The 17,915-nt window shown below is 60.9% G+C and carries 24 protein-coding genes; 13 read left to right on the top strand and 11 right to left on the bottom strand.

Features of this window, described 5'->3' with window-relative positions:
* The first annotated feature begins 111 nt into the window (after positions 1-111).
* The 6 genes from FHS00_RS06610 (at position 112) to FHS00_RS06635 (ending at position 3,653) form a co-directional block, all read left to right on the top strand.
* The gene (locus tag FHS00_RS06610; protein ID WP_183471070.1) at positions 112-675 is read left to right on the top strand and encodes a hypothetical protein; all 564 of its coding nucleotides are present in this window, start codon (positions 112-114) and stop codon (positions 673-675) included.
* Between the two features lie 331 nt (positions 676-1,006).
* Positions 1,007-1,534 carry a hypothetical protein gene (locus tag FHS00_RS06615; protein ID WP_183471072.1) on the top strand — a complete coding sequence of 176 codons (528 nt, stop codon included), beginning with the start codon at positions 1,007-1,009 and terminating at the stop codon, positions 1,532-1,534.
* Positions 1,535-1,670: 136 nt separating this feature from the next.
* Positions 1,671-1,910, top strand: coding sequence for a hypothetical protein (locus FHS00_RS06620; protein ID WP_183471074.1), 240 nt, complete (start codon positions 1,671-1,673; stop codon positions 1,908-1,910).
* 65 nt (positions 1,911-1,975) lie between these two features.
* Entirely contained in the window at positions 1,976-2,410 is a 435-nt protein-coding gene (locus FHS00_RS06625) for a hypothetical protein (RefSeq protein WP_183471076.1), read from the top strand.
* Positions 2,411-2,454: 44 nt separating this feature from the next.
* Complete coding sequence (locus FHS00_RS06630) at positions 2,455-2,982, top strand: hypothetical protein (RefSeq protein ID WP_183471078.1); 528 nt, start codon at positions 2,455-2,457, stop codon at positions 2,980-2,982.
* Between the two features lie 53 nt (positions 2,983-3,035).
* The gene (locus FHS00_RS06635) at positions 3,036-3,653 is read left to right on the top strand and encodes a hypothetical protein (protein ID WP_183471080.1); all 618 of its coding nucleotides are present in this window, start codon (positions 3,036-3,038) and stop codon (positions 3,651-3,653) included.
* A 289-nt stretch (positions 3,654-3,942) separates the two neighbouring features.
* Here FHS00_RS06635 and FHS00_RS06640 read toward each other — a convergent pair whose 3' ends face one another.
* The 4 genes from FHS00_RS06640 to FHS00_RS17950 form a co-directional block, all read right to left on the bottom strand.
* Positions 3,943-4,278, bottom strand: a complete 336-nt coding sequence (locus FHS00_RS06640) for a VRR-NUC domain-containing protein (RefSeq protein ID WP_183471082.1) — start codon at positions 4,276-4,278, stop codon at positions 3,943-3,945.
* Positions 4,279-4,411: 133 nt separating this feature from the next.
* A complete protein-coding gene (locus tag FHS00_RS06645) occupies positions 4,412-5,095 on the bottom strand; it encodes a helicase-related protein (protein ID WP_183471084.1) in 684 nt (227 codons plus the stop codon).
* 144 nt (positions 5,096-5,239) lie between these two features.
* Positions 5,240-5,464, bottom strand: coding sequence for a DEAD/DEAH box helicase family protein (locus FHS00_RS17655; RefSeq protein WP_183471086.1), 225 nt, complete (start codon positions 5,462-5,464; stop codon positions 5,240-5,242).
* Positions 5,407-5,760: a DEAD/DEAH box helicase family protein gene (locus tag FHS00_RS17950; protein ID WP_183471088.1), complete on the bottom strand. Its 354-nt coding sequence runs from the start codon at positions 5,758-5,760 to the stop codon at positions 5,407-5,409. The genes FHS00_RS17655 and FHS00_RS17950 overlap by 58 nt, the downstream gene beginning before the upstream one ends.
* Positions 5,761-5,784: 24 nt before the next feature.
* Here FHS00_RS17950 and FHS00_RS17955 point away from each other — a divergent pair, with 24 nt between their 5' ends.
* Positions 5,785-6,051, top strand: a complete 267-nt coding sequence (locus tag FHS00_RS17955; protein WP_425486034.1) for a helix-turn-helix domain-containing protein — start codon at positions 5,785-5,787, stop codon at positions 6,049-6,051.
* Here the strand turns inward: FHS00_RS17955 and FHS00_RS06665 are convergent.
* Positions 6,048-7,649 carry a hypothetical protein gene (locus FHS00_RS06665; protein ID WP_183471093.1) on the bottom strand — a complete coding sequence of 534 codons (1,602 nt, stop codon included), beginning with the start codon at positions 7,647-7,649 and terminating at the stop codon, positions 6,048-6,050. The two genes, FHS00_RS17955 and FHS00_RS06665, sit on opposite strands and share 4 nt — an antisense overlap.
* A 781-nt stretch (positions 7,650-8,430) precedes the next feature.
* Here FHS00_RS06665 and FHS00_RS06670 point away from each other — a divergent pair.
* Together FHS00_RS06670 and FHS00_RS06675 are read left to right on the top strand one after the other, a co-directional pair.
* Complete coding sequence (locus tag FHS00_RS06670) at positions 8,431-8,619, top strand: hypothetical protein (protein WP_183471095.1); 189 nt, start codon at positions 8,431-8,433, stop codon at positions 8,617-8,619.
* Between the two features lie 377 nt (positions 8,620-8,996).
* Positions 8,997-9,545 (top strand): hypothetical protein, encoded by a 549-nt coding sequence (locus tag FHS00_RS06675; protein WP_183471097.1) that lies wholly within the window; start codon positions 8,997-8,999, stop codon positions 9,543-9,545.
* A 234-nt stretch (positions 9,546-9,779) separates the two neighbouring features.
* Here the strand turns inward: FHS00_RS06675 and FHS00_RS06680 are convergent, their stop codons facing one another.
* Positions 9,780-10,451: a DUF6998 domain-containing protein gene (locus tag FHS00_RS06680; protein WP_183471099.1), complete on the bottom strand. Its 672-nt coding sequence runs from the start codon at positions 10,449-10,451 to the stop codon at positions 9,780-9,782.
* A gap of 240 nt (positions 10,452-10,691) precedes the next feature.
* On the opposite strand from FHS00_RS06680, the gene FHS00_RS06685 reads away from it, so the two are divergent.
* Entirely contained in the window at positions 10,692-11,237 is a 546-nt protein-coding gene (locus tag FHS00_RS06685; protein ID WP_183471101.1) for a hypothetical protein, read from the top strand.
* Between the two features lie 4 nt (positions 11,238-11,241).
* Here the strand turns inward: FHS00_RS06685 and FHS00_RS06690 are convergent, their stop codons facing one another.
* From FHS00_RS06690 to FHS00_RS06705, 4 genes are all read right to left on the bottom strand, one after another.
* The gene (locus FHS00_RS06690) at positions 11,242-11,934 is read right to left on the bottom strand and encodes a hypothetical protein (RefSeq protein WP_183471103.1); all 693 of its coding nucleotides are present in this window, start codon (positions 11,932-11,934) and stop codon (positions 11,242-11,244) included.
* A 17-nt stretch (positions 11,935-11,951) separates the two neighbouring features.
* Positions 11,952-12,599, bottom strand: a complete 648-nt coding sequence (locus FHS00_RS06695; RefSeq protein WP_183471235.1) for a hypothetical protein — start codon at positions 12,597-12,599, stop codon at positions 11,952-11,954.
* Between the two features lie 290 nt (positions 12,600-12,889).
* Positions 12,890-14,272 carry a hypothetical protein gene (locus tag FHS00_RS06700; RefSeq protein ID WP_183471105.1) on the bottom strand — a complete coding sequence of 461 codons (1,383 nt, stop codon included), beginning with the start codon at positions 14,270-14,272 and terminating at the stop codon, positions 12,890-12,892.
* Positions 14,273-14,598: 326 nt separating this feature from the next.
* Complete coding sequence (locus FHS00_RS06705) at positions 14,599-15,027, bottom strand: hypothetical protein (RefSeq protein WP_183471107.1); 429 nt, start codon at positions 15,025-15,027, stop codon at positions 14,599-14,601.
* Between the two features lie 179 nt (positions 15,028-15,206).
* Here FHS00_RS06705 and FHS00_RS06710 point away from each other — a divergent pair, with 179 nt between their 5' ends.
* The 3 genes from FHS00_RS06710 to FHS00_RS06720 are packed head-to-tail and all read left to right on the top strand — an operon-like array spanning position 15,207 to position 17,181.
* Positions 15,207-16,064, top strand: coding sequence for a hypothetical protein (locus FHS00_RS06710; protein WP_183471109.1), 858 nt, complete (start codon positions 15,207-15,209; stop codon positions 16,062-16,064).
* A complete protein-coding gene (locus FHS00_RS06715) occupies positions 16,061-16,363 on the top strand; it encodes a hypothetical protein (RefSeq protein WP_183471111.1) in 303 nt (100 codons plus the stop codon). Before FHS00_RS06710 ends, FHS00_RS06715 begins: the two co-directional genes overlap by 4 nt.
* A gap of 38 nt (positions 16,364-16,401) precedes the next feature.
* A complete protein-coding gene (locus FHS00_RS06720) occupies positions 16,402-17,181 on the top strand; it encodes a hypothetical protein (RefSeq protein WP_183471113.1) in 780 nt (259 codons plus the stop codon).
* A 95-nt stretch (positions 17,182-17,276) separates the two neighbouring features.
* Here the strand turns inward: FHS00_RS06720 and FHS00_RS06725 are convergent, their stop codons facing one another.
* Positions 17,277-17,681 (bottom strand): hypothetical protein, encoded by a 405-nt coding sequence (locus tag FHS00_RS06725; RefSeq protein ID WP_183471115.1) that lies wholly within the window; start codon positions 17,679-17,681, stop codon positions 17,277-17,279.
* Between the last annotated feature and the right edge of the window lie 234 nt (positions 17,682-17,915).

The raw sequence follows: 17,915 nt of genomic DNA on the forward strand, positions 1-17,915 counted from the left end.
GAGATCCCCGGGGGCCTACCTCCTTAAAAGGAGACCGGGCAGTGGCGAAAACCGATCAAAAGCAGTTCCAGGCAGTATGGGCCAAGTCGTGGCTCAAGGAGGGCGACGAGAATGCGCGAAAGTGAGGGCGTTTTCTTCGACCCCAAAACGGGTGAGCGATTCAGTGCATCAGGCGAAAACCTGACGGACCCGATCATGGACGGGGTAAATATGAAGGCTGCTCCAGTGCATTGGATCTCCGGCGCCGGCATCTCGCGAGTTGATGTGGGGAAGCTTCAACTACCTGTCGGAGCGCGGATCGTTCGCAGCGAGGATCTGAAGTTTATCTCCGGCGAAGCGAAGACCTTCCGCGACTTCACGATGCGCTTCTCCCTCGAGGATCAGGTCGATGCAGTCGAGGCGCAGAAGCGCAGTGGCATACTGACCAAGAAGCTCGACATGATGCTGGAGCGCGGTGCGAGCTTTATAAATACCCCCGAAAACTGCAACTGCCACGGCGGCTGCGGGATCGAGGATTGCCCAGGGTATGGTGATACCGACGAGAGCTCCTATGAGGAGGATGTCGTCAGCTATGAAGGAGCCCGGCGCCGCCATTCTGGAACTCGAACTCGCCGAGCGCCAAGGCAAGCTGATCTCGGTCAGGGAGGCGGATCGCCGGGTGGTGAAGGTTCGTAGGAATGCCCCCTTCATCACCGTCGATATGAACGAGGATAGCACCTACACCGTTGCCGTCTCTGCAAACGATGGCATCGCGTTCGTTCGGACGGCCGATGCAGAGAGCGCTCAGAAGTTGAAATCGCTTCTCGCCAAGTCATAGCCCCATCCCACATCACTCGGCCTCGTGCCGGGGTTTCTTTCTGGTGCATCGGTATACCTCCGGTATCTCGCGAGGGATACCGGTATAGCGCCGAGAATACTTGTCTATACCGGCCGGATTTTTCCGACCGCCGACAAACGAACTTAGATCCTCCTCAAGCTCGAAAGACAGGCAAACAGGAGGCCTCCCATGACGATCGCCGACGGCGCACTCACTCACGAATACGCCCTCTCCTTCACCATTGGCTCGGCCGATAATCCGATCCGGGTATCCGGCCCTGGAGGCGTCGAGCATTTCGCGAGCGTCGAGGACGTGGCTGAATGGCTCGAGGACGAGCTCTACGAGCGCGAGGGCGACTTCTGGGACGAAGTGGGTATGGGCGCCGCGCTCGATACCCCTGAGAGCTATGACATCGGCCGCGAGCCCTTCGAGGTCGCGATCTACATGCTCGACGGCGGCCGGCACTCAGTCTCTCACTCTGATCCGGAAAAATGCGCCCAAGCGCTGGAGGCTCTTGCGAGCTTGGGCTCTGTTATGAGCGTGAACGTCGAGAGCCCGGAAGGTGACTTCTACACGCTCGGAGACGCCGCTCGCGCCATCGCCTTCCTCCGACGAGGCGAGACCGCCAAGACCCTCGAGATCACGCCGATCCGCTCTGTGGCCAAGCCCCGCCATCTCGAAGGAGTTTTTCTTTTGTTGTCTTTCAGTGGCTTATAGTAAAGTTGTAACATATCTCGTATTTCTGCTGCTTTTTGTTTTGAGGGGTGGGATGCTCTCTCTAACTTCTACTCAGCGGCGGAGAACAAAAACACAACGCCCCAACCGCCGCGGGGTAGAACGAAGGACAAATACCATGAGCAAGATTCAGAAAATCTCCGCCGCCCGCGCCAAGGCCGTGATCGCTGAGATGCGCGACGAGGAATGCCTCAGCATCGACGTCGAGGCTGACGGTTCGCGCGCCGTTGTCGCCGTCGGTCAACATGGCGGTATCTGGCATCGCTTTGGCGATTACCCAGCGATCGAGGAGCTCCAGAAGGCCGTTCGGGAATGCTGGGAAGCTGATCTCGACGCTCAGCGCGAGAACGCCGCCTAAGGCCACCGCCGGGGTCAAAGTCCCGGCAACCCCCTTCTCATATCGAACATGAAAGACAGAAGACTATGACGAATCTCAAGGACACCACCCCCCTCCTCGACGCTGTGTGCGAGGCGCGCATCGCCCTAAACGACCTCGCCTGCGACTGCGAGTTCGACAGTGCCGAGAAGCTGGCCATGAGAGCGGCGTTTAATGCTTTCGAGGATGCGCTCCATCCTCTCGTCCTGAATGCCTGCGCGCTCCGTGCACAGGCCGAAGCTGACCGCAACACGCCGATGCCCGGCTTCTTTGCTCCCATCCTTCGCCAAATGCCGGAGGCGGCCGATTTCGTCGCCACCTACGGCAAGTTCATCGACGGCGGCGACGAATACATCACCCGTCTGGAGCGGACTGGTTCCAATCACGAGAAACTCGAAATCTCGGCCGCTCGACGGAACCTCTATCGTCTCGCCGACGAAGTCGCAGTCGATGCCGAGCTCGTTCTCGAGACCCGCTTCTGAACAGCATGGGCGGCCCACCCCTCGCTTGATAAGGACATAACACCATGAACAACCTCAAGAACTTCTCCGCTCTCAAGACCATCGCATTCGATGGCGGAATGGCTATCCTCAACGGCGCCCTCTGTCGTATCGAGGTGCTCGACGCGACACATGCAGATGGCGACGAGATCTTCATCCCGGCCGCCTATGTGACCGATAACCTCAAGGCGGCTCCCGCCCTCCTCGAGCTCCTCGTCCGCGTCCACTCCGACGCGAAGGCGAACGGCTTCGAGGCCGGAAAGACAGCCGCCTATAGCGCGGCTCGCGACGGCGACACGATGACCGTTGAGACCGGCCGAGCCGAGTGGAAGGACGTCCGCTTCTCGGTCAAGGATGCCAGGCAAGAGCTCATCAATGCCGCCCGCGTTGAGCTGATCGACGAGGCTCGCGCCATGACCTCCGGCGCCCTGACCGCCACCATCGAGCTCCTCGAGCAGGTTCTCGAGAGTGCTAACGACGACGAGGTCGACGCGATTGAGGATCGCCTCGCCGTCTTCGAGGGTGAGCTCTACGCCCGCGCAGCCACCGCCTGATCATACCGCAGGGGCATCGCGCCACGGCCCGGCTTACCCTGAAAGGGATACCGATGACCGATCCATTCTTCGACCCACTCGCCTACCTCCCGCCCGACATTCCGCCGAGCGTCGCAAAGCGCGCACTCCCTCGTATTGAAGGCGCCTGGAAGAAGCTCCGCGCAATGAGCGTCGAGAAGCTCCAGTCGATGGCCGCCGAGGCTGAAGCTGACTTCGCCTTACCTCACCGCCTGAGCCTCTCTTACAACAAGACAGGCGGGCTCGTGGGCGTCTCACTCAGGGCCGTCTCAGTTAAAAAGGTGGAAGAGGCTACCTCCGGCCACTTCGTCGACCTCCACCCCTTCCTCCCTCATGAGAACTCGATTCAGCTCGCGCTATGGGAGGTCTACGTCGTGCACTCTCGGAATATCCTCCACCGCCGGCACGGCGAGAGACCCTTCCTCGGCTTCGATGACGAGGAGCTCTCTCAGATATACTCGGCCGGCCATGTGAAAGACCTCGAACGGCGTAAGCTCGACCCGATGGACGCCAAGATCGCCGCGCCGCAATGGGCGCTCCAGCTCGAAGCCGGCCACGAGCTTCACATCCGGAAGCATGAGAGCAACCATGACAAAATGGAACGCCATGCCGCTCAGCTCGCTCGACGCAAAGCCGCCGAGGTCGTCGAGTGAGCCTCTCAAACCATCGGAAGCTCGAACTCATCGGAGCCGTTTCCCGCGGCTCTGATAGCGTGCGCCAACTCGACGGTGCCGTCCTCCTTCGTCACGGCGAGCTTCTCGTGAGCGTCTCGAAATCAGGCGGGCGGATCGGGATACCCTTCGACCAGGATACCGCCGCCTTCCTCTCGACGCTGGGAGTGCGTGAGCGCGCTCAGGAGGCCGTGGAGCGCGGTGAAAGTAACCCCACCCGCGAGCCTCTCAGATACGCCCTCGCGCCGGAAAATGGCCGAGGGGCTCGAAGCTATGCGGCAAGCGATGCGAACCGCTTCCTGACTTCGGCGACGGCCGCCTCCGGTGATCTCGCGACGATGTAGATCCCGCCTGACTTTCCGAAGACTTTCTGGAACCTCTTCTGGCTCTCTTCCTGAGAGCAGGTGGGGGTCTTCACTCCGACGCCGATGAAACGCCCCTGATAGCATCCCAAGATGTCCGGCGAGCCTTTGAGGCCGAAGCGGATGACCCGCTTCCCGTCCATGCTCTTTCCGGTGCCGGTATCGTTCTTCCACCAGATCGCCTCTCCTGCAAATGCGGTCGAGAAAGCGACGAGGATACCGTTCTGTATCGTCCGCTCTTTCATGCGGCCGACCTCTTGCTCTGCCTGAGCTTGTGCCGCTGATAGGCCCAGCCGGGCTTGTAGCCCCGCTCTCGTGCGAGCTGGGAGCCAGTCCTCAAGGGTCTTCTCGACGCTCTCCTCGGCCTTCCTCCTTTTTCTAACTTTCGCGGTGGAGCCGTTCGCGCTCGGACTTCTCAAGCTCGCGAAGCTCTTCGGCGCGAGCTTTGGGGATGCGGCTCTTGACCGGGTGCTCGTGCCCACATTGCGGACACTCCGGCGCGCTCGGATGGATGGCGTAGCACTCGAGACACTGACGCACCGCGAGCGTCTCGCCGTCCTCGGTCTTCGAGGCGGCTCGAGCCTTCCGATCCTGGGACTCGAGGCTCCACTTATGGTCGAGTTCAGGGATGCCGTGGCAAAGCGTATTCGAGACGCAATCGATGATCTTCGCGTGGGTCTTACCGCTCGCCTGGATCGCGGCATGGCGACCCTCTCTCGTCTCAAGGTCGAAGCCCTTTGCGTAGACCGGCCGGATCGCCCTGGCGATCTGCTGGAGCACTAATGTGAGGCTCGCGCTGGGACGTAGAAGCGTGGCGCACTCGAGTTCGGGGAGATCGAAGCCTTCAGAGGCGCAATCTATGACCACGAGCTGCCGGGTCTTCTCCTGGCCAATGCGTTCGATGATGGCTTCCCGCTCATCATCCAGTGTTTCGCCGGTGAGGGTTTCTGCCGAGACGCCGGCTGCAAGATAGGCCGCGACGACCTGCTCTCCGTGCGCGACTGAGCATGTGAAAGTGACCCCTCGACCCTTAATGGGGAATAGCTCCAAGAACGTCGCCACCGCGTCGCCGGTGACTTCCTTTCAAGCGAGAACCTCCCCCACTTTGACGAGGTCGAAGTCGCCGCCGGGTCCCACGTGGATCGCGCCGAGCTTACGCCGAGACCCGATGACACGGCATGGCAATAGGAAGCCCTCGGAGATCATTCAGGACGGAGCCGGGCCGTCGATCATCGCCTCAAACGCCTCACACAGACCCCGCCCGTCGAGGAGCCAGGGCGTTCCCGTGAGCCCGATGAAAATCGCGTCAGGATACGCCTTATAAAGGACCCGGTATTGATTGCTCAGCGCGTGATGTGTCTCGTCGATGAAGATCAGATCCGGCGTCCTGACCTTCTCGTAGCGCGAGCCGAGAGAGCCGATAGAGGCCACCTGGATCGCGGTCTCTGCCCCGCCTTGATGAACCCCGATCTCGAACCCTGCGGCCCAAAATGGCGCGCCGCCTGGCTGATGAGGTTGTCTCGATGGGCGGCAAACCAGGCGACCGAGCCGCGGCTCTCAGCATCGCGGAGGATTTCTTCGGCGAGGTTAGTTTTTCCTCCGCCGGTCACGAGTTGGATGAGAATACGGCGCACGCCCTGGGCGTGCTTCTCACGGGCTTCTTGCTTGATTTTGGCTTGATATGGTCTCAACCTCGACGAGTGCTGCACGCCTGATATTTCATGCATACAGGGGAGACATAGAGGCGGGCGATGGATCTATTTCGGACGAAGATCAGGACCGGGTTTGAGCGCACCGGATGGTCGATGAACGAGCTATCGGAGCGCGCCGGTATGAACAGGAACGCCCTTCAACAAATCATGAGCGGGAGAGCGAAAAACCCGCGTCTCGACACGATCAGACAGATCGCTTTCGCGCTGGGTGATGACCCTCGAACCTACCTCGCGCCGATGACCCCGCGAGAGTTTTTCGAGGTGATGAGGGCACGCCCGGCGCCCTCACCAGAGACCTCGGATTAGTCGCGATCGGCGCCGAGTTCGCGGATCGCTTCCATCCCGTGCTTGACCTCCGGGTCTTTCAGCATGCCGAGCTGCTTCGCCATTATGTAGAGCGGCTTCGCGTATGAGACGAGCTTGTCGCGCATCTCGCCGAGAGACTTCGCGAAGGCCCTGAGCTTCGTCTCTTTCTCGGTAAGCTCGGTCTCTTTCGTGACGAGATCGACCTCCTTCGCGGCGAGCTCTTTGGCCTTCTCGGCGCGCTCCTTGTCCTCCCTCTTGAACCACTCGGCACGCTCCCGATCCTCTTGGGCGCGACGCTCGATCGCCGCCTTCTCGGCCGCCGCTTGCTCTCTCCGCACCTTGTCAAGGAACCCCTTCCGCGCCGCCTTCTGACGCGCCTCCTCGTCCTTCTTTGCGGCCTCGGCTCGGGCCTTCATCTCCTCCATGACGAGATCGGCGACCGCTTCCGGCTTCTCGATGATCTGCTCACTCGTGCCGTATTTTACGGCATGCAGGTCGAGAAGTGCCTGACGCTCGCGACGGGTTTTCGCCTCGTGCCGCACGTCCGGGGAAATGACGCCAAGAGCCTCCAGGTAGTCGAGCGCGAGTGTCTGCCGATCGTCCTTCCGAACCTTCTCGGCTGAGCCCTTCTCAGCGATCTTCTCGGCCATCGCTTTCCGGATGAGCCACATCGCCTGGGCTTGCTTCGAGCCGCGAGGGATGGCCACGTCTCCAGCCGCTTTGAGCCCCTCCTCGATGTCCTTCGCCTCGATCTTCGCCCGACGAGATTTCGCCGCTCGAGCCTCACCGCGGACGATGCCCATGTCTCGATGTTCGGGCTGATCGAAGAAGTCCCCAACAACGTCTTGAGCGACCTCGTAGCCACGCTTGACGACGACCCGTTTCGGCTTCCCGTCGACGAGTTTTGTCTCGACGTGATCCCCGATGCACCGGTGATCCGTAAGCTTCCAGAGCTTGCGTCCGAGCGCGTAACGCTTGCTCGGCTTCTCCTCACTCACCTGAGCCAGGATCGCTTGGAAGTGGATCGACTGCTCGTCGACGTCGATGCGCTCGTAAGCGAGCATCTCGCCAAACTCTTCAACCAGGAACGCGTGACCGACGCGGGCGAAGCGTTGCATCTTGCGCTTGTCAAAACGGGCGACCAAGCCCTGATCGTCGAGGAACTGGAAAATCTCCTTCTTCGGCGTATCCTCATCCGCTCGGAAGAAGTCTCGGTGCACTGTGAGCACTGCTTCACGGAGCGGGCCCCGGCTCTTCTTCTGCTCATTCCAGGGCTGACGAAGACCCGTCCTTTTCGCCGCGGCGAGATCCTTCTTCCGACCCATCTTCTCGAGGCCGAGAAGGTTGGAGCGGAGATTAAGCTCGGACATCTCCCTCGACATTGCGACGAGATCTTTCGCCGTCTCGACCGACCCGGTGACGATCTTGTTTATGTGCGTCCGAGCCGGGTCAACGTGATCCAGGTTTCCGATCGTCCGCTCGCCGTGGGCAATCATTCCGAACGCGTCCGCGGGCGTCATCGACGCGAAGCGGAGAACGATGGGGAACTTCCCGTCCGCCCTCATTTTTTGAGCGTGTGTGAGTTGGTTTTGTGACATTCTGCCCTCCCTCCGGTTCTGGTTTCCGGAGGGGAAATCGCGCCTCAAATACCGGCTCGCTCCTTTTCGTGACAGATTTCTGACAGGGGCATACTCACTAAGAGAGTGTCAGGACGCGCAAGCGCATCCAGACTCTCTCCCGTTCGCATGGGAGGTTATTGCTTCCGCCCTTCCTCCCCTGACCCCACCAACACCCTGGGACAGTGGCGCCGCCCCCTTCCCAAACCCTTACCCCCGCATGTGGAGACTTCGCTCTCCCCCTGACCCCCAGCGACGTAAGAGGAAAACGCTCGCCGCTGTTTCCTCCTGGACCTCCTTTTCGGCGTCTCCGACGGGGCCGTCTGCCGACCGGTGGGAGGACGCTCTACGCTCTCCCCGGAACCCCCTCTCGTGCCCGGAGGGGGGCGCACGCGCTGCCCCTCTCCGAACCTCTCCCAGGCGCGCCGGCGGCGGGCTTTCCCGAACAGGACTGAACGCTGTTCCGACCGGAACACCGTTCAATCTCGACCACCACGACACGGATTCCCGTCCGGAACACCGTGTCTCCCTGAACGCTGTTCCGGCCGGAACAGTGTTCAAGTCGGAGCATTTCGAAGCCGAAGGCGGGACACTGTTCCGGCCGGGACAATGTCCCATACCCATATGCGGTGAGCCGGCTCTCCCAACTCAACTTGGGATCTTCGGGACACGAAGTCCCGGCCGGTACTCCGTGTCCTTCGTTTCCATAACTGTCCCAAGAAACCCACATCCCTTCCAGGCCTGCCCACTGGACGCAAACCCGATGCCCCTGCCCTCGATCTTCCCATGCCGAAACCCCGCCGAGGTAAGCCTCAAAGACAAGCGCGCCACCCTCGAGTATGGCATCCGAGAGGGGCTCTCTCCGGCCGGTCTGAGCAAGATCACCGGCATCGACGACCGCACCCTCGGCGTATGGCGCGAGGAGGTCGCGACCGCTATCCGCCTCGACTAACTGCCTCGCGAGATGCCTGCCGCTCCGGTTGCCAAATCGGCTCCGGCGCCACCCAAAGCGAGCCAGGCACCTGTCGCCGAGACGGCTCCTCGTCGCGCCGCTCGAAGCCACCGATCTCACGCCGAGAAGCTCGCCATCCTGGAAGAGCAGAAGCGAAAGAAGCTCTCTGATACTGAGACCGCAAGGCGTGCGGCGTCACCTGTCCGTCGTCAGATGATTTGGGACACGATGGTCTGACGACGGACATATCCGCAAAGATGTTGCATCTCTGGTCTTGATATCCGCTTTCGAGAGCGCATTTTGGGCAATGCATTCCAGCCGAAAGCTGGGGTGCGGCGGGGGAACCCGCGATCAACTCGAAACAGATTGGAAACCCTATGAGTGATACACCTCACTACTCTGCCTTCCTGCACTGCCTCTATGACGAACCCTGCCCTCGTGGTCAGATTGGTAGAGGAACGCACTACTCCGTGCTCCGCGGAGCCACATGGCTCGACGAAACTGGCGGCAAGCGTTCCAGTGCGTCGATTCAGGATCTGGCTGTGATCTGGGACGAGGATCACGATGAGCGCGTCATTGGGGTTATTGAGCGCCTCTATATGTCTGGGCTGTTGTTCCCTGTCTTGTTTATCGGTGAGCGTAAAGGCAGCCTGACCGTCGTACTTTCTGAGATTTATGCCTGCACCGTCACCCCAGCAGAGCGTCAAGCCTACGAGGCCCGTGTCAAGGATATTGCAGCGGCTGTAGATGAAGACTATTGGCCCACCGAGTTTGGGGTGTTTGATGTGCGCTCTCAGCCTGGCACAACGGCTACGGGGGGCGATTATCAGGGGATGCTGATACAGGGCGCCTCTGAAAAAACGGACATCTATCTCCGCAACATCTATAATCTCTGGAAACTGGGGCAGAAGCCTTACAAGGCCTAAGCTGGCTGCGCCAGATGCTATAGGGTCTCCATCGCCCTTTAGAGATGAGTCCTAATGATAACGCGCCCGGGATGGATTTCCGGCCCGGGCGTCATCGATTTGAATGGCGAATAAACGACGCGTATATCGCGCGGCGATCATCTTGATCCCTGAGCTTTGTGTACCCTTTGGCGCGCAGGGCGTAACGCACTGCTGGGCTGGGTAGCACTATGTGGTTGCCGTACTCGGCCATGGTCAGGCGGAATCTACCTCTTGCAGCACCCGGATGATGTCCGCACCCAGTTGCCGGGTGTTCTTCGGGTTGCCGCTGCCGTTTACCAGATCGACACCGATATCGCCCGCGATCGTGCGGAGGACCGGTTTTGCTGTCGCTTCCCTGGTGCCTGACGTTTCCACCAAGATCGTCCCGTTCTCGTATTGCTGCACGACATGCGCGCCATGGCGTGCCGAGGCAGTGACCCTGAGGTCTTCGACCTCCCTTCGAGGCCGGGTGGGCGAAGCTGTCGGAAAGACATACTTGCCCGCGGAACAGCGGAAGGTCTGCCGGACCTCTTCGGCCGAGCAGTCGAGCAGTTCCTCGATCGAAGCCTCTCCCTCGTCCATGTTGAGGCGAAGCACGATCACCCGGTCGACCAGATCGAAGGTCGCAACGTTGAAGCTGACCTGGGATGAGGTCGTCACGGTCTTCACCGAAATGCGCTCGTTCTCGGCGCTGACCACATCGTAACCCTGCTGGTTGGTGGCAAGCGCCATCTGCCCACGCGTGATCATCGCGGCATAGAGCTCTCCGATCCGGCCCGTCAGGTGATTGAGCTCGGCCGGCGCCACCCCCCATCCGAGCTCCTTCTCGAACCATGCCAGGGCTTCGGCGAGGGACTGGATGATCTGGACTTGGGACAGAGGCATGGACGTTCCTTGGAGTCTGCGACCCGGAAGCTTGCTTCTACAGGGCACCTTTTTCGTCCGATCGACAAGCGGGTTGCCGTCGCAACCGCCTGAACGACAACAAGCTTCATGCCACGAAGAGGCCCTGTCAGCGCTCGGAGAGGCATCCAGAAAGTCATAGCCTACATATAAAAAGTATGTAGTTGACAGATAGTTTTTTATAGCTATCGTATACCTTGTAGCAAAAGATTGGAGCGTGCCATGAGCGAGATCGTCGTGATTTTCACCTGCAAGACCCGGAAGGACATCATGGAGGTCGGCGGCGCCGGCTGGTGGAAGATCGATCCCACCCGCGTCTCGACCGCCGGCCGGGTGCTGCTGGTTCACAATGCCAACGATCCCCGGCAACGCGGCGACCAGGATCGGCACGGGCAGGCGTTCCTGAGCGGCACGGTCCGGCACGTGCGGCAGGACGAGGACGGCCGCTGGCTGATCCAGTTCGAGGAGTATGCCGAGGTGGAGGGCAGCTTCCGGTGGCCGGGTTACCGCAACCCTGTGGCCTACATGGACGCGGACGAGGTGCTCGGTTCGGTGGAAGCGGGAGAATGGCAGCGGATGCCCGAGGTCGGTTTCCCGGATGCTCAAGCGGCGCGGCGGGCGTGGGACGCCGCCCACGGGGGTAGGAAGGCGCCATCCGCAGCGTCCGGAAGCCGGAGTTTCGGCGCTGTGATCGAGGAGCATCGCCAGCATCTGGCCGAGGAACTCGGCGTCGATCCGCAGAAGGTCCGGATCGTCATCGAGGCGTAGACGCCTACACGCCGCCGAGCAGCACATCGAGCGCGAGGGCCGTGGTCAGACCGACCCCCAGGTTTCCCATTGCGGCCTTCAAGGCGCGGGGCTCGACGCGCCCCGCGCGCAGAGCTCCCCGAGCGGTCAGAGCGGCGCTGACGAAGAGCGAGGCCCCGGCCGCTTCCAGCAGGTCCTGCGGCAGGCTCTCGCCCGGCAGGGCGCCGAATGCCGCACGGACTTCCGCCTCGAGCTCCGTATTGGCGAACCCGCTTCCCGACACACCGGGGATCATCGCCGCCACCTCCTCGGTCGACAGCACCTCGATACCCGGGTAGTTGGCGAGGTGCTCGTAGACATGCTCCGGCGCAGCCACAGCCTTGAGCTGGACCGCCCCGATGACCTCGCCGTTCACAACGAACTCCACATCCGAGCCCGGGTGGTTGGTGGCTTCGGGAAGCCGGGCGAATACGGCATCCCCATCGGCATTCTCGGCGGCTGCGAAAAGCAGCTCGTGGTAGATGCCCTTCACGTTCGAGATCACCCCGCGCAACTGCTCCGGCTCGAGGCCAGCCATGTAGTCTGCCAGCTCTTTCGGACTGGCCTCGTCCAGCGCGGTGCTGGAGCGGCGCAACGCGTCGAGAACGAGCGCCTCCTCCACGCTCCAGGCACGCTCCGGATCGTCGAGCAGGCGCTGGAGCGTGACCGCAAGCACCACCGTAGCGCTGCGTCGGCCTACGCTCGGCTCCATCGTTTCTTGATCTTCGCGAGGCGCGCGGCGGAGCGCCGCAGGCGTCGCCGCGGCCAGTAGGCGAGAGATCCCTGCGGTTCGGCGCATGCTGCTTCCTTCCCATCCTTGGAGAGTTCGCCCATGACGGCGAGGAGCGGCGCAAGGCCCTCCCGGGCGTAAAGCCGCCGCTCGAGCGGTGACAGGGCCATGGAACGGGCCCGGGCCACGCGCAGCGGGGCGGCCAGACGAAGCGCGGCGTAAAGTGCCGCCTGTTCCAGTTCAGACAACTGCTCCGGCCTGCGGCGTCGCCCGAAGAGGCGCCGTCGCACCAGGATGGCAGCGGGAATGCCGAGAACGAGACCTCCGCCCGTCAGGATCAGGCTGCCCCCAGCGACCCCCATCCCGACGCTCGAGCCGATCCAGTACAGCGTTGCAGTGGTGGCCGCGGCCCCGGACAGCGTGGCGATCGCAGTGCCTGTGCTGGCTGCGCCGAAGAGCCCGATCGCCCCGAAAGTCCCGGCCATGACGCCAGCCGCCACCAGTTTCGAAGTGGCGGCCCCGACGATCGTGCCGGCGACCCGACTGGAGTCATGAAGCAGCGCTCCTACCACGCCGGTCAACGCAGCGTCGATCTCCCGAAGATCCCGCTGCATACGCCGGCTTGGGCGATATGGTCTGCGCGCAGATGATGACAAAGACCTTCGCACACGCCCCATAAGCCAATCCGCTCTCCCAACAGGCCCTTGAGGGTTTGTTACACGAAACAGCTCGCTGCAATAAACGATGGAAGTAGATCGATAGCGGACGCACCTTGCCATACCTTTAGGAAAGCCTAAAAAGAACGGCTAAAAAAGCCAGCCCATATGTAGAGCGCTGGATATACCTATAAGATACGGAGTTGCAGGTTATTTTTGCACATCTCCCATGGGTCATGAGTGATCTGCTACAGCCATGCCCTGTATTCAATAGCCCCCTCATAAAAGGATGGAGCTGAGAGCACGCTAAGATCAACGTTGTAGGGCGATATTTTCCCCAGCGGAACCTCAAAATGAACGGGGGCATCATAATTAGACCACCAAGTTTGATCAATGTAGTCATCCATGGGATCTGGCCTCCATTCCAAAGCACGCAGTTCAATATCTTGCCCGCGAGACCTGCTCATAGAAGATATCAAGCTTTCGCAAGCCTCGGAATACTTCCCTTTCTCATTATCATCCCCCATAAACATACAGGATGGGACACGAAAGTTTTTCTCATGAGGCCTAAATACCCCCGCCCCTTCTTTTTGTGAAAGAATCCACCAGAAGCAACCCTCATCCTGCAAATAAAGCCCCAAATCTCCACTCATCATCGCAACTCCGAGAAGCTGCTGGGGGGCCCGAGCTCCATATCCTGCGGCCTTCCGGAAAAGGGGGAGATCGCCAGAAGCAAACTCGATGCTACCCTTAGCATAGTGCCTTGCCTTCAAAGAGGAATATTGAACACATGCATCTGAGTTATTGGCCAATGCTGACAACCTTAGCCAATAGAGGAGATGACCCTGATCCTTCGGGCCGGACTTCTGGATGAAGTCCCGCTCCTTCATCCATATCTTTTCTGCCCCAGCATACCCTTCCCAAGCATACTGAAGCATAGAGATGGGATCTCCACCGTACGCCCTGGACTTTATGTCCTCGAATCCTCTCTGAAAATCACATTGATCGTCATTTTGAGAGGCGGCAGAATAATTTTTACCCTCAATATATCTACCGCAATTTGCATCACCCTGATCCGCATACAGCTTAACCTTCTCAAGGTAGTTCGGCACTGTTATTTTATAATGTTCCGCGTATCCGGGCTGCTCATATAGAGCAGAGGCTCCTTTCTCCCGAAGCATTTTCCTCTCATATGAGATCTTCATATCATCATGAAGAAGCGCGAGATTTAAGCATGAATCGGCTCGCGTCTCAGACGCCTTCTCAAATGAAGTTAATGCCCCCTGATAATTTCCTTCGGCGAGGCATAATAATCCAATATTATGGGAGGCGCGGGGCAATCCCGCATTGTCACAGTATCTATAAAGCGCCGCAGCCTTGCAAATATCTTTGTAACCAAAAAGTCCATAATAAAGGCAATCAGCCATCATACAAAGCTCTTGAACTCTCAAGATGCGCTCTGGATCTTCAACTTCCCTCAGGAGATAACTGCGTTTTCTCCCGTAGTAATCCCTCACGTCGGGATGTAGGGTTCTAACATAGTGAGATTTGGCGGAAATCGCAGTATCGCATGGGTATTCGAGCAGCACCTCTCCGTAACCTGATCGAATATACTCTGAACCAATAATCAACGTTCCACCTTCGCCTTCGCCCCCACAAACATCATCTTATTTTCTGCAATCCCAAGTTGTCCAGTCCTTACTGGCATTGCCCTTGGAGCATTCTTTTACGCGCCCTATCGCAATGCCAGCTCAGGGAAGTTACGCACAGGCGGCGCAATGCTTCGAACCGTTTGCCTCGGAGGCCGTGAGGGAGCATCCTATTAACTCGACTTCCAGGAGCTTCCACAAGAACGGTGTGGAGATCGGATCGTCAGGGTTTGACACCCTTCCAAGCTTTGCGGGGAGTCGAGAGCGAGGGTACTTGGATCAGTACGCCGCACCCTCTCGACAGAGGTCTATGCGGTGCCGCTCCCGCTTTTCAGTTCTAACTGAATACGGGCATAAACTGAGTGCAGTTCCAGGGTCCACTCGCCGGGCCCGTGGGGATCTCGACTTGGGAACCAGTCGTCGTGCCAGCTGCTATCGGCCGCGACGAACACCGGGCCCAGGCCTGGGTCGAACTGGTCCCGGGTGATGTCTATAATCAGCCCGCCCCGCTTGAGCCAGGCATGCGACGATGGCGGACCGTCTTCTTCGAACCGGAGGCCGCAGATGTAGTCGAACGTGCCATGGCCCTGGCTCTCGAGGAAAGCCGCGAGAAGTTGGGAGACATCGCCGCAGCAGCCCCGGGGAAAGCAGCTGAAGCCTGCACCAAGGTCGCCATGGCACACCTCGATGGCACGGCGAACGGCATATGCGTCGCGGTGGAGGGGGTCGGTATCCATGCCCCATTACTATCCGATAACCCGTCTTATCGGATACGACCGTCTTCTCCTTCCCTGCTCCGCTCTGACCTCGCCGAAGGTTGAGTAAGCATTTATTTTGCGTGTCTGCATATTTTTGTTGACGCGAGTACCGACCGCGCCGTAGAGGTGACATGCAGATACGCTGCATGGAGTTCACAATGTCGCGTCCTTCCCTCTCCGACCTTCGCCGCGAGCTCGCCGCCTCGCTCATCGTGCAGGCGAAGCACATCGTCCTTGCCACCGACAGCCCGGAACAGGGCGAAGCCTTTCTCGGATGCGATCCCGAGGAGACCCGCGCCGAAGCTGTGGACCTGTCCCGCTTCCCCATCGCGGCCGGGATCGAGGCGCTCCACGCCTATGCCTTTGCGCCCACAGGCGACGATCTTTATGACGTGGATGCCCTGCATGGCATGGCGCACTTCCTCTCCAGCCTCCCCCGCGAGGACTGGGACGGCAGCGTCCATGGCTTTCCGAACCGAGGGGCGCCGTCTGCGCTGGCCGACGTCCTCGATGCAGCTTCCGCCCGCGCCGCCATCGATGGACAGGAGGGCACCTGGACGGACGATCTTTCCATCCGACAGGTGGCGCTTCTCGCGGACATCACCGAGGGGGCGGTGCGCAACGCGCTTTCCCAGAGCGGAGCGGCCGGCCTCACCGCCGTTCCCGGGGCAAAGCCGGTGCGCATCTCACTCGACGAGGCCCGCCGCTGGCTTCCCGGGCGGCGCGGTTTCCAACCGACCCCGACCGGTCCTTCCGACGATCCCATCATGAACGAGCGCCTGCGCGCCTTCGACCGGATGGAGCAGCTGACCGACTTCATCGGGCGCCATGCGACCCGGCGGCTTGGCTCGACCGAAGCGCTCGGTGCGAAGGCCGCGGCCTGGCTCGACGGCAGCTATACGTTCGACGCGGCCGCGGCCCGCAACGTGGCCGATGCGATCGGTGCCGATGCGCCGACCTTCGTGGGTAAGGCGCTCGAGCTGGCGCTGCGTCGCGATGCGGGGGATCTGGCATGATCGGCGCAATCCACCCGGGGTTCCGGACCTGCCGCCACGCTCGCGCCCGTATGCAGGGTCGCTCGATCCGGGCGCAGGCGCTCGATCTGGTGCTTGCCTGGGGCCGCGATGAAACGTCCTTCGACGGTCGAACCCTCGTCCGCCTGGATCGCGACACCCTTCATGAGCTTGAAGCGGAGCATCCGGAGCTGCGCGGTCGTCTCAAGATCCACGCGATCCTCGCGACCGAAACCGTCGTGACCGTCTGCCACGACAGCCGGCGTCACCGGCGTCGCCGGAACCGGCGCCGCCCGCACTGACCGATTTCCCCGTTCCATCCCGACATTCGGAGAGCCCGATGGCCTGTCTGCCCCTGCACGGTCGCGTCGACTGCACCCGCTGCTTTGCTTCTGCGAATACCGTGAAGTTCGACACTACGAGGCGGACGTCTCCGGACGGAACGTGGCGCATTACCTCGAACCCCCTTGCCTGGGGGAACGCCGAACCCGAGATCGTGGTTCTGGGGTTCTCGAAGGGGCCCACGCAGGCCGGTGCGCTGGCCAGCGCACCGCACGACGCGATCGCCTACAGGGGATCGCGCACCGCCGTGGGCAAGATCCTCGCACATATCGGTGTAGTGCCTCAGCCAGAGGGCGGTCGATACAAGGAGATGGTCGACAGGCTTGTTTCGGATCGGAGCGGCCGCTTCCATTTCGGATCTCTCGTGCGATGCACCGTAGTGCGATACGACGAAAAATCCCGCACCTGGAAAGGATCGGGAGGCGGGATGCTCGACAGGTTCACGGGAACCGGTTTCGGGAACGAGGTCGCGACGAACTGTGCATCGGAGTTTTTGGGCACGCTCCCGGCAAGAACGCGCCTCGTCGTCATGTTCGGGCTGGGAACCGGGCTCAACTACGTTCGCGCCACGCGAAAACTTCTGGAAACCGTGCGGCCTGGAACATGGCGAACTCTGAACGAAGTCGCATACACGGACGGTCAGGTCACGTTCGTTCATGTCGAGCATTTTGCATCGCAGGGTGCCCTGATCCCCGACTGGCTCGGAGAGACCGGCCACCCTCGCTCAGAGTATGGCCGCAACGCGCGGGATGCAGTCGAGGCCGCCCTCCTTGGCTGACCGCCCCGTGCCTGTGGTCCTCAACTTCCTGCCTTCCGAACCATGCAATGAAACGGCAAGGGACCCGAGGGAATGCCCCGGGCCCCTGCCCCGCCTCAGGTCGCCAGCGCGCGATGGAGCGTCGCCACGATGTCTTGGAGCCGCGCTCCCGACCAAAGCACGTGACGATCGAAAGGCGCGGGTCCGGGCAGACCATAAGCGGTTGTGAGCCGGCAACGGCTGGGGATCTCGCTCACGGTATCGAGCAGAAACTCGAGGCAGCTCACGGCCTCCTCGAGCAGGTCCCGCAGGTCCTCCTCGCTCGAGTCCGGTTCGAGATGCAGCTGTTCCAGCCGCTCGAGAGCGGCGGCAGCCTGGCGTCGTCCGGCCTGGGCGAGCACGCCGCCGAGCGTATAGCGCTCGGCGTCGTACCAGGCACCGAGGCGGTTCAGGGCGATCTCGAGGATGGATGCACCCTCCACGGGTGCGGCGGCGACGGGGGGAAAGACGATCAAGTTCATAACGAACCTCCATCAGGGAAGTCCGGGGCAATTTCGCCCGATGGCCGCATCGGATAGGACGGCTGAAGCCGCCACGGCCGTCAAGACGAGGTCGCACGATCACGCAGACCTCGGAGCAGACCGGAACCGTCTCTCTCCAGCGCTCAGACCAAAGATAGGGGCGATTTCGCTGTGTTCAAGACTGCCTTTGGTTGAAAGTATTGAACCGCCCCAGCTGTCGGTATCCCGCTCCTT

The organism is Limimaricola variabilis (genome assembly GCF_014195545.1).
GTDB lineage: Bacteria > Pseudomonadota > Alphaproteobacteria > Rhodobacterales > Rhodobacteraceae > Limimaricola > Limimaricola variabilis.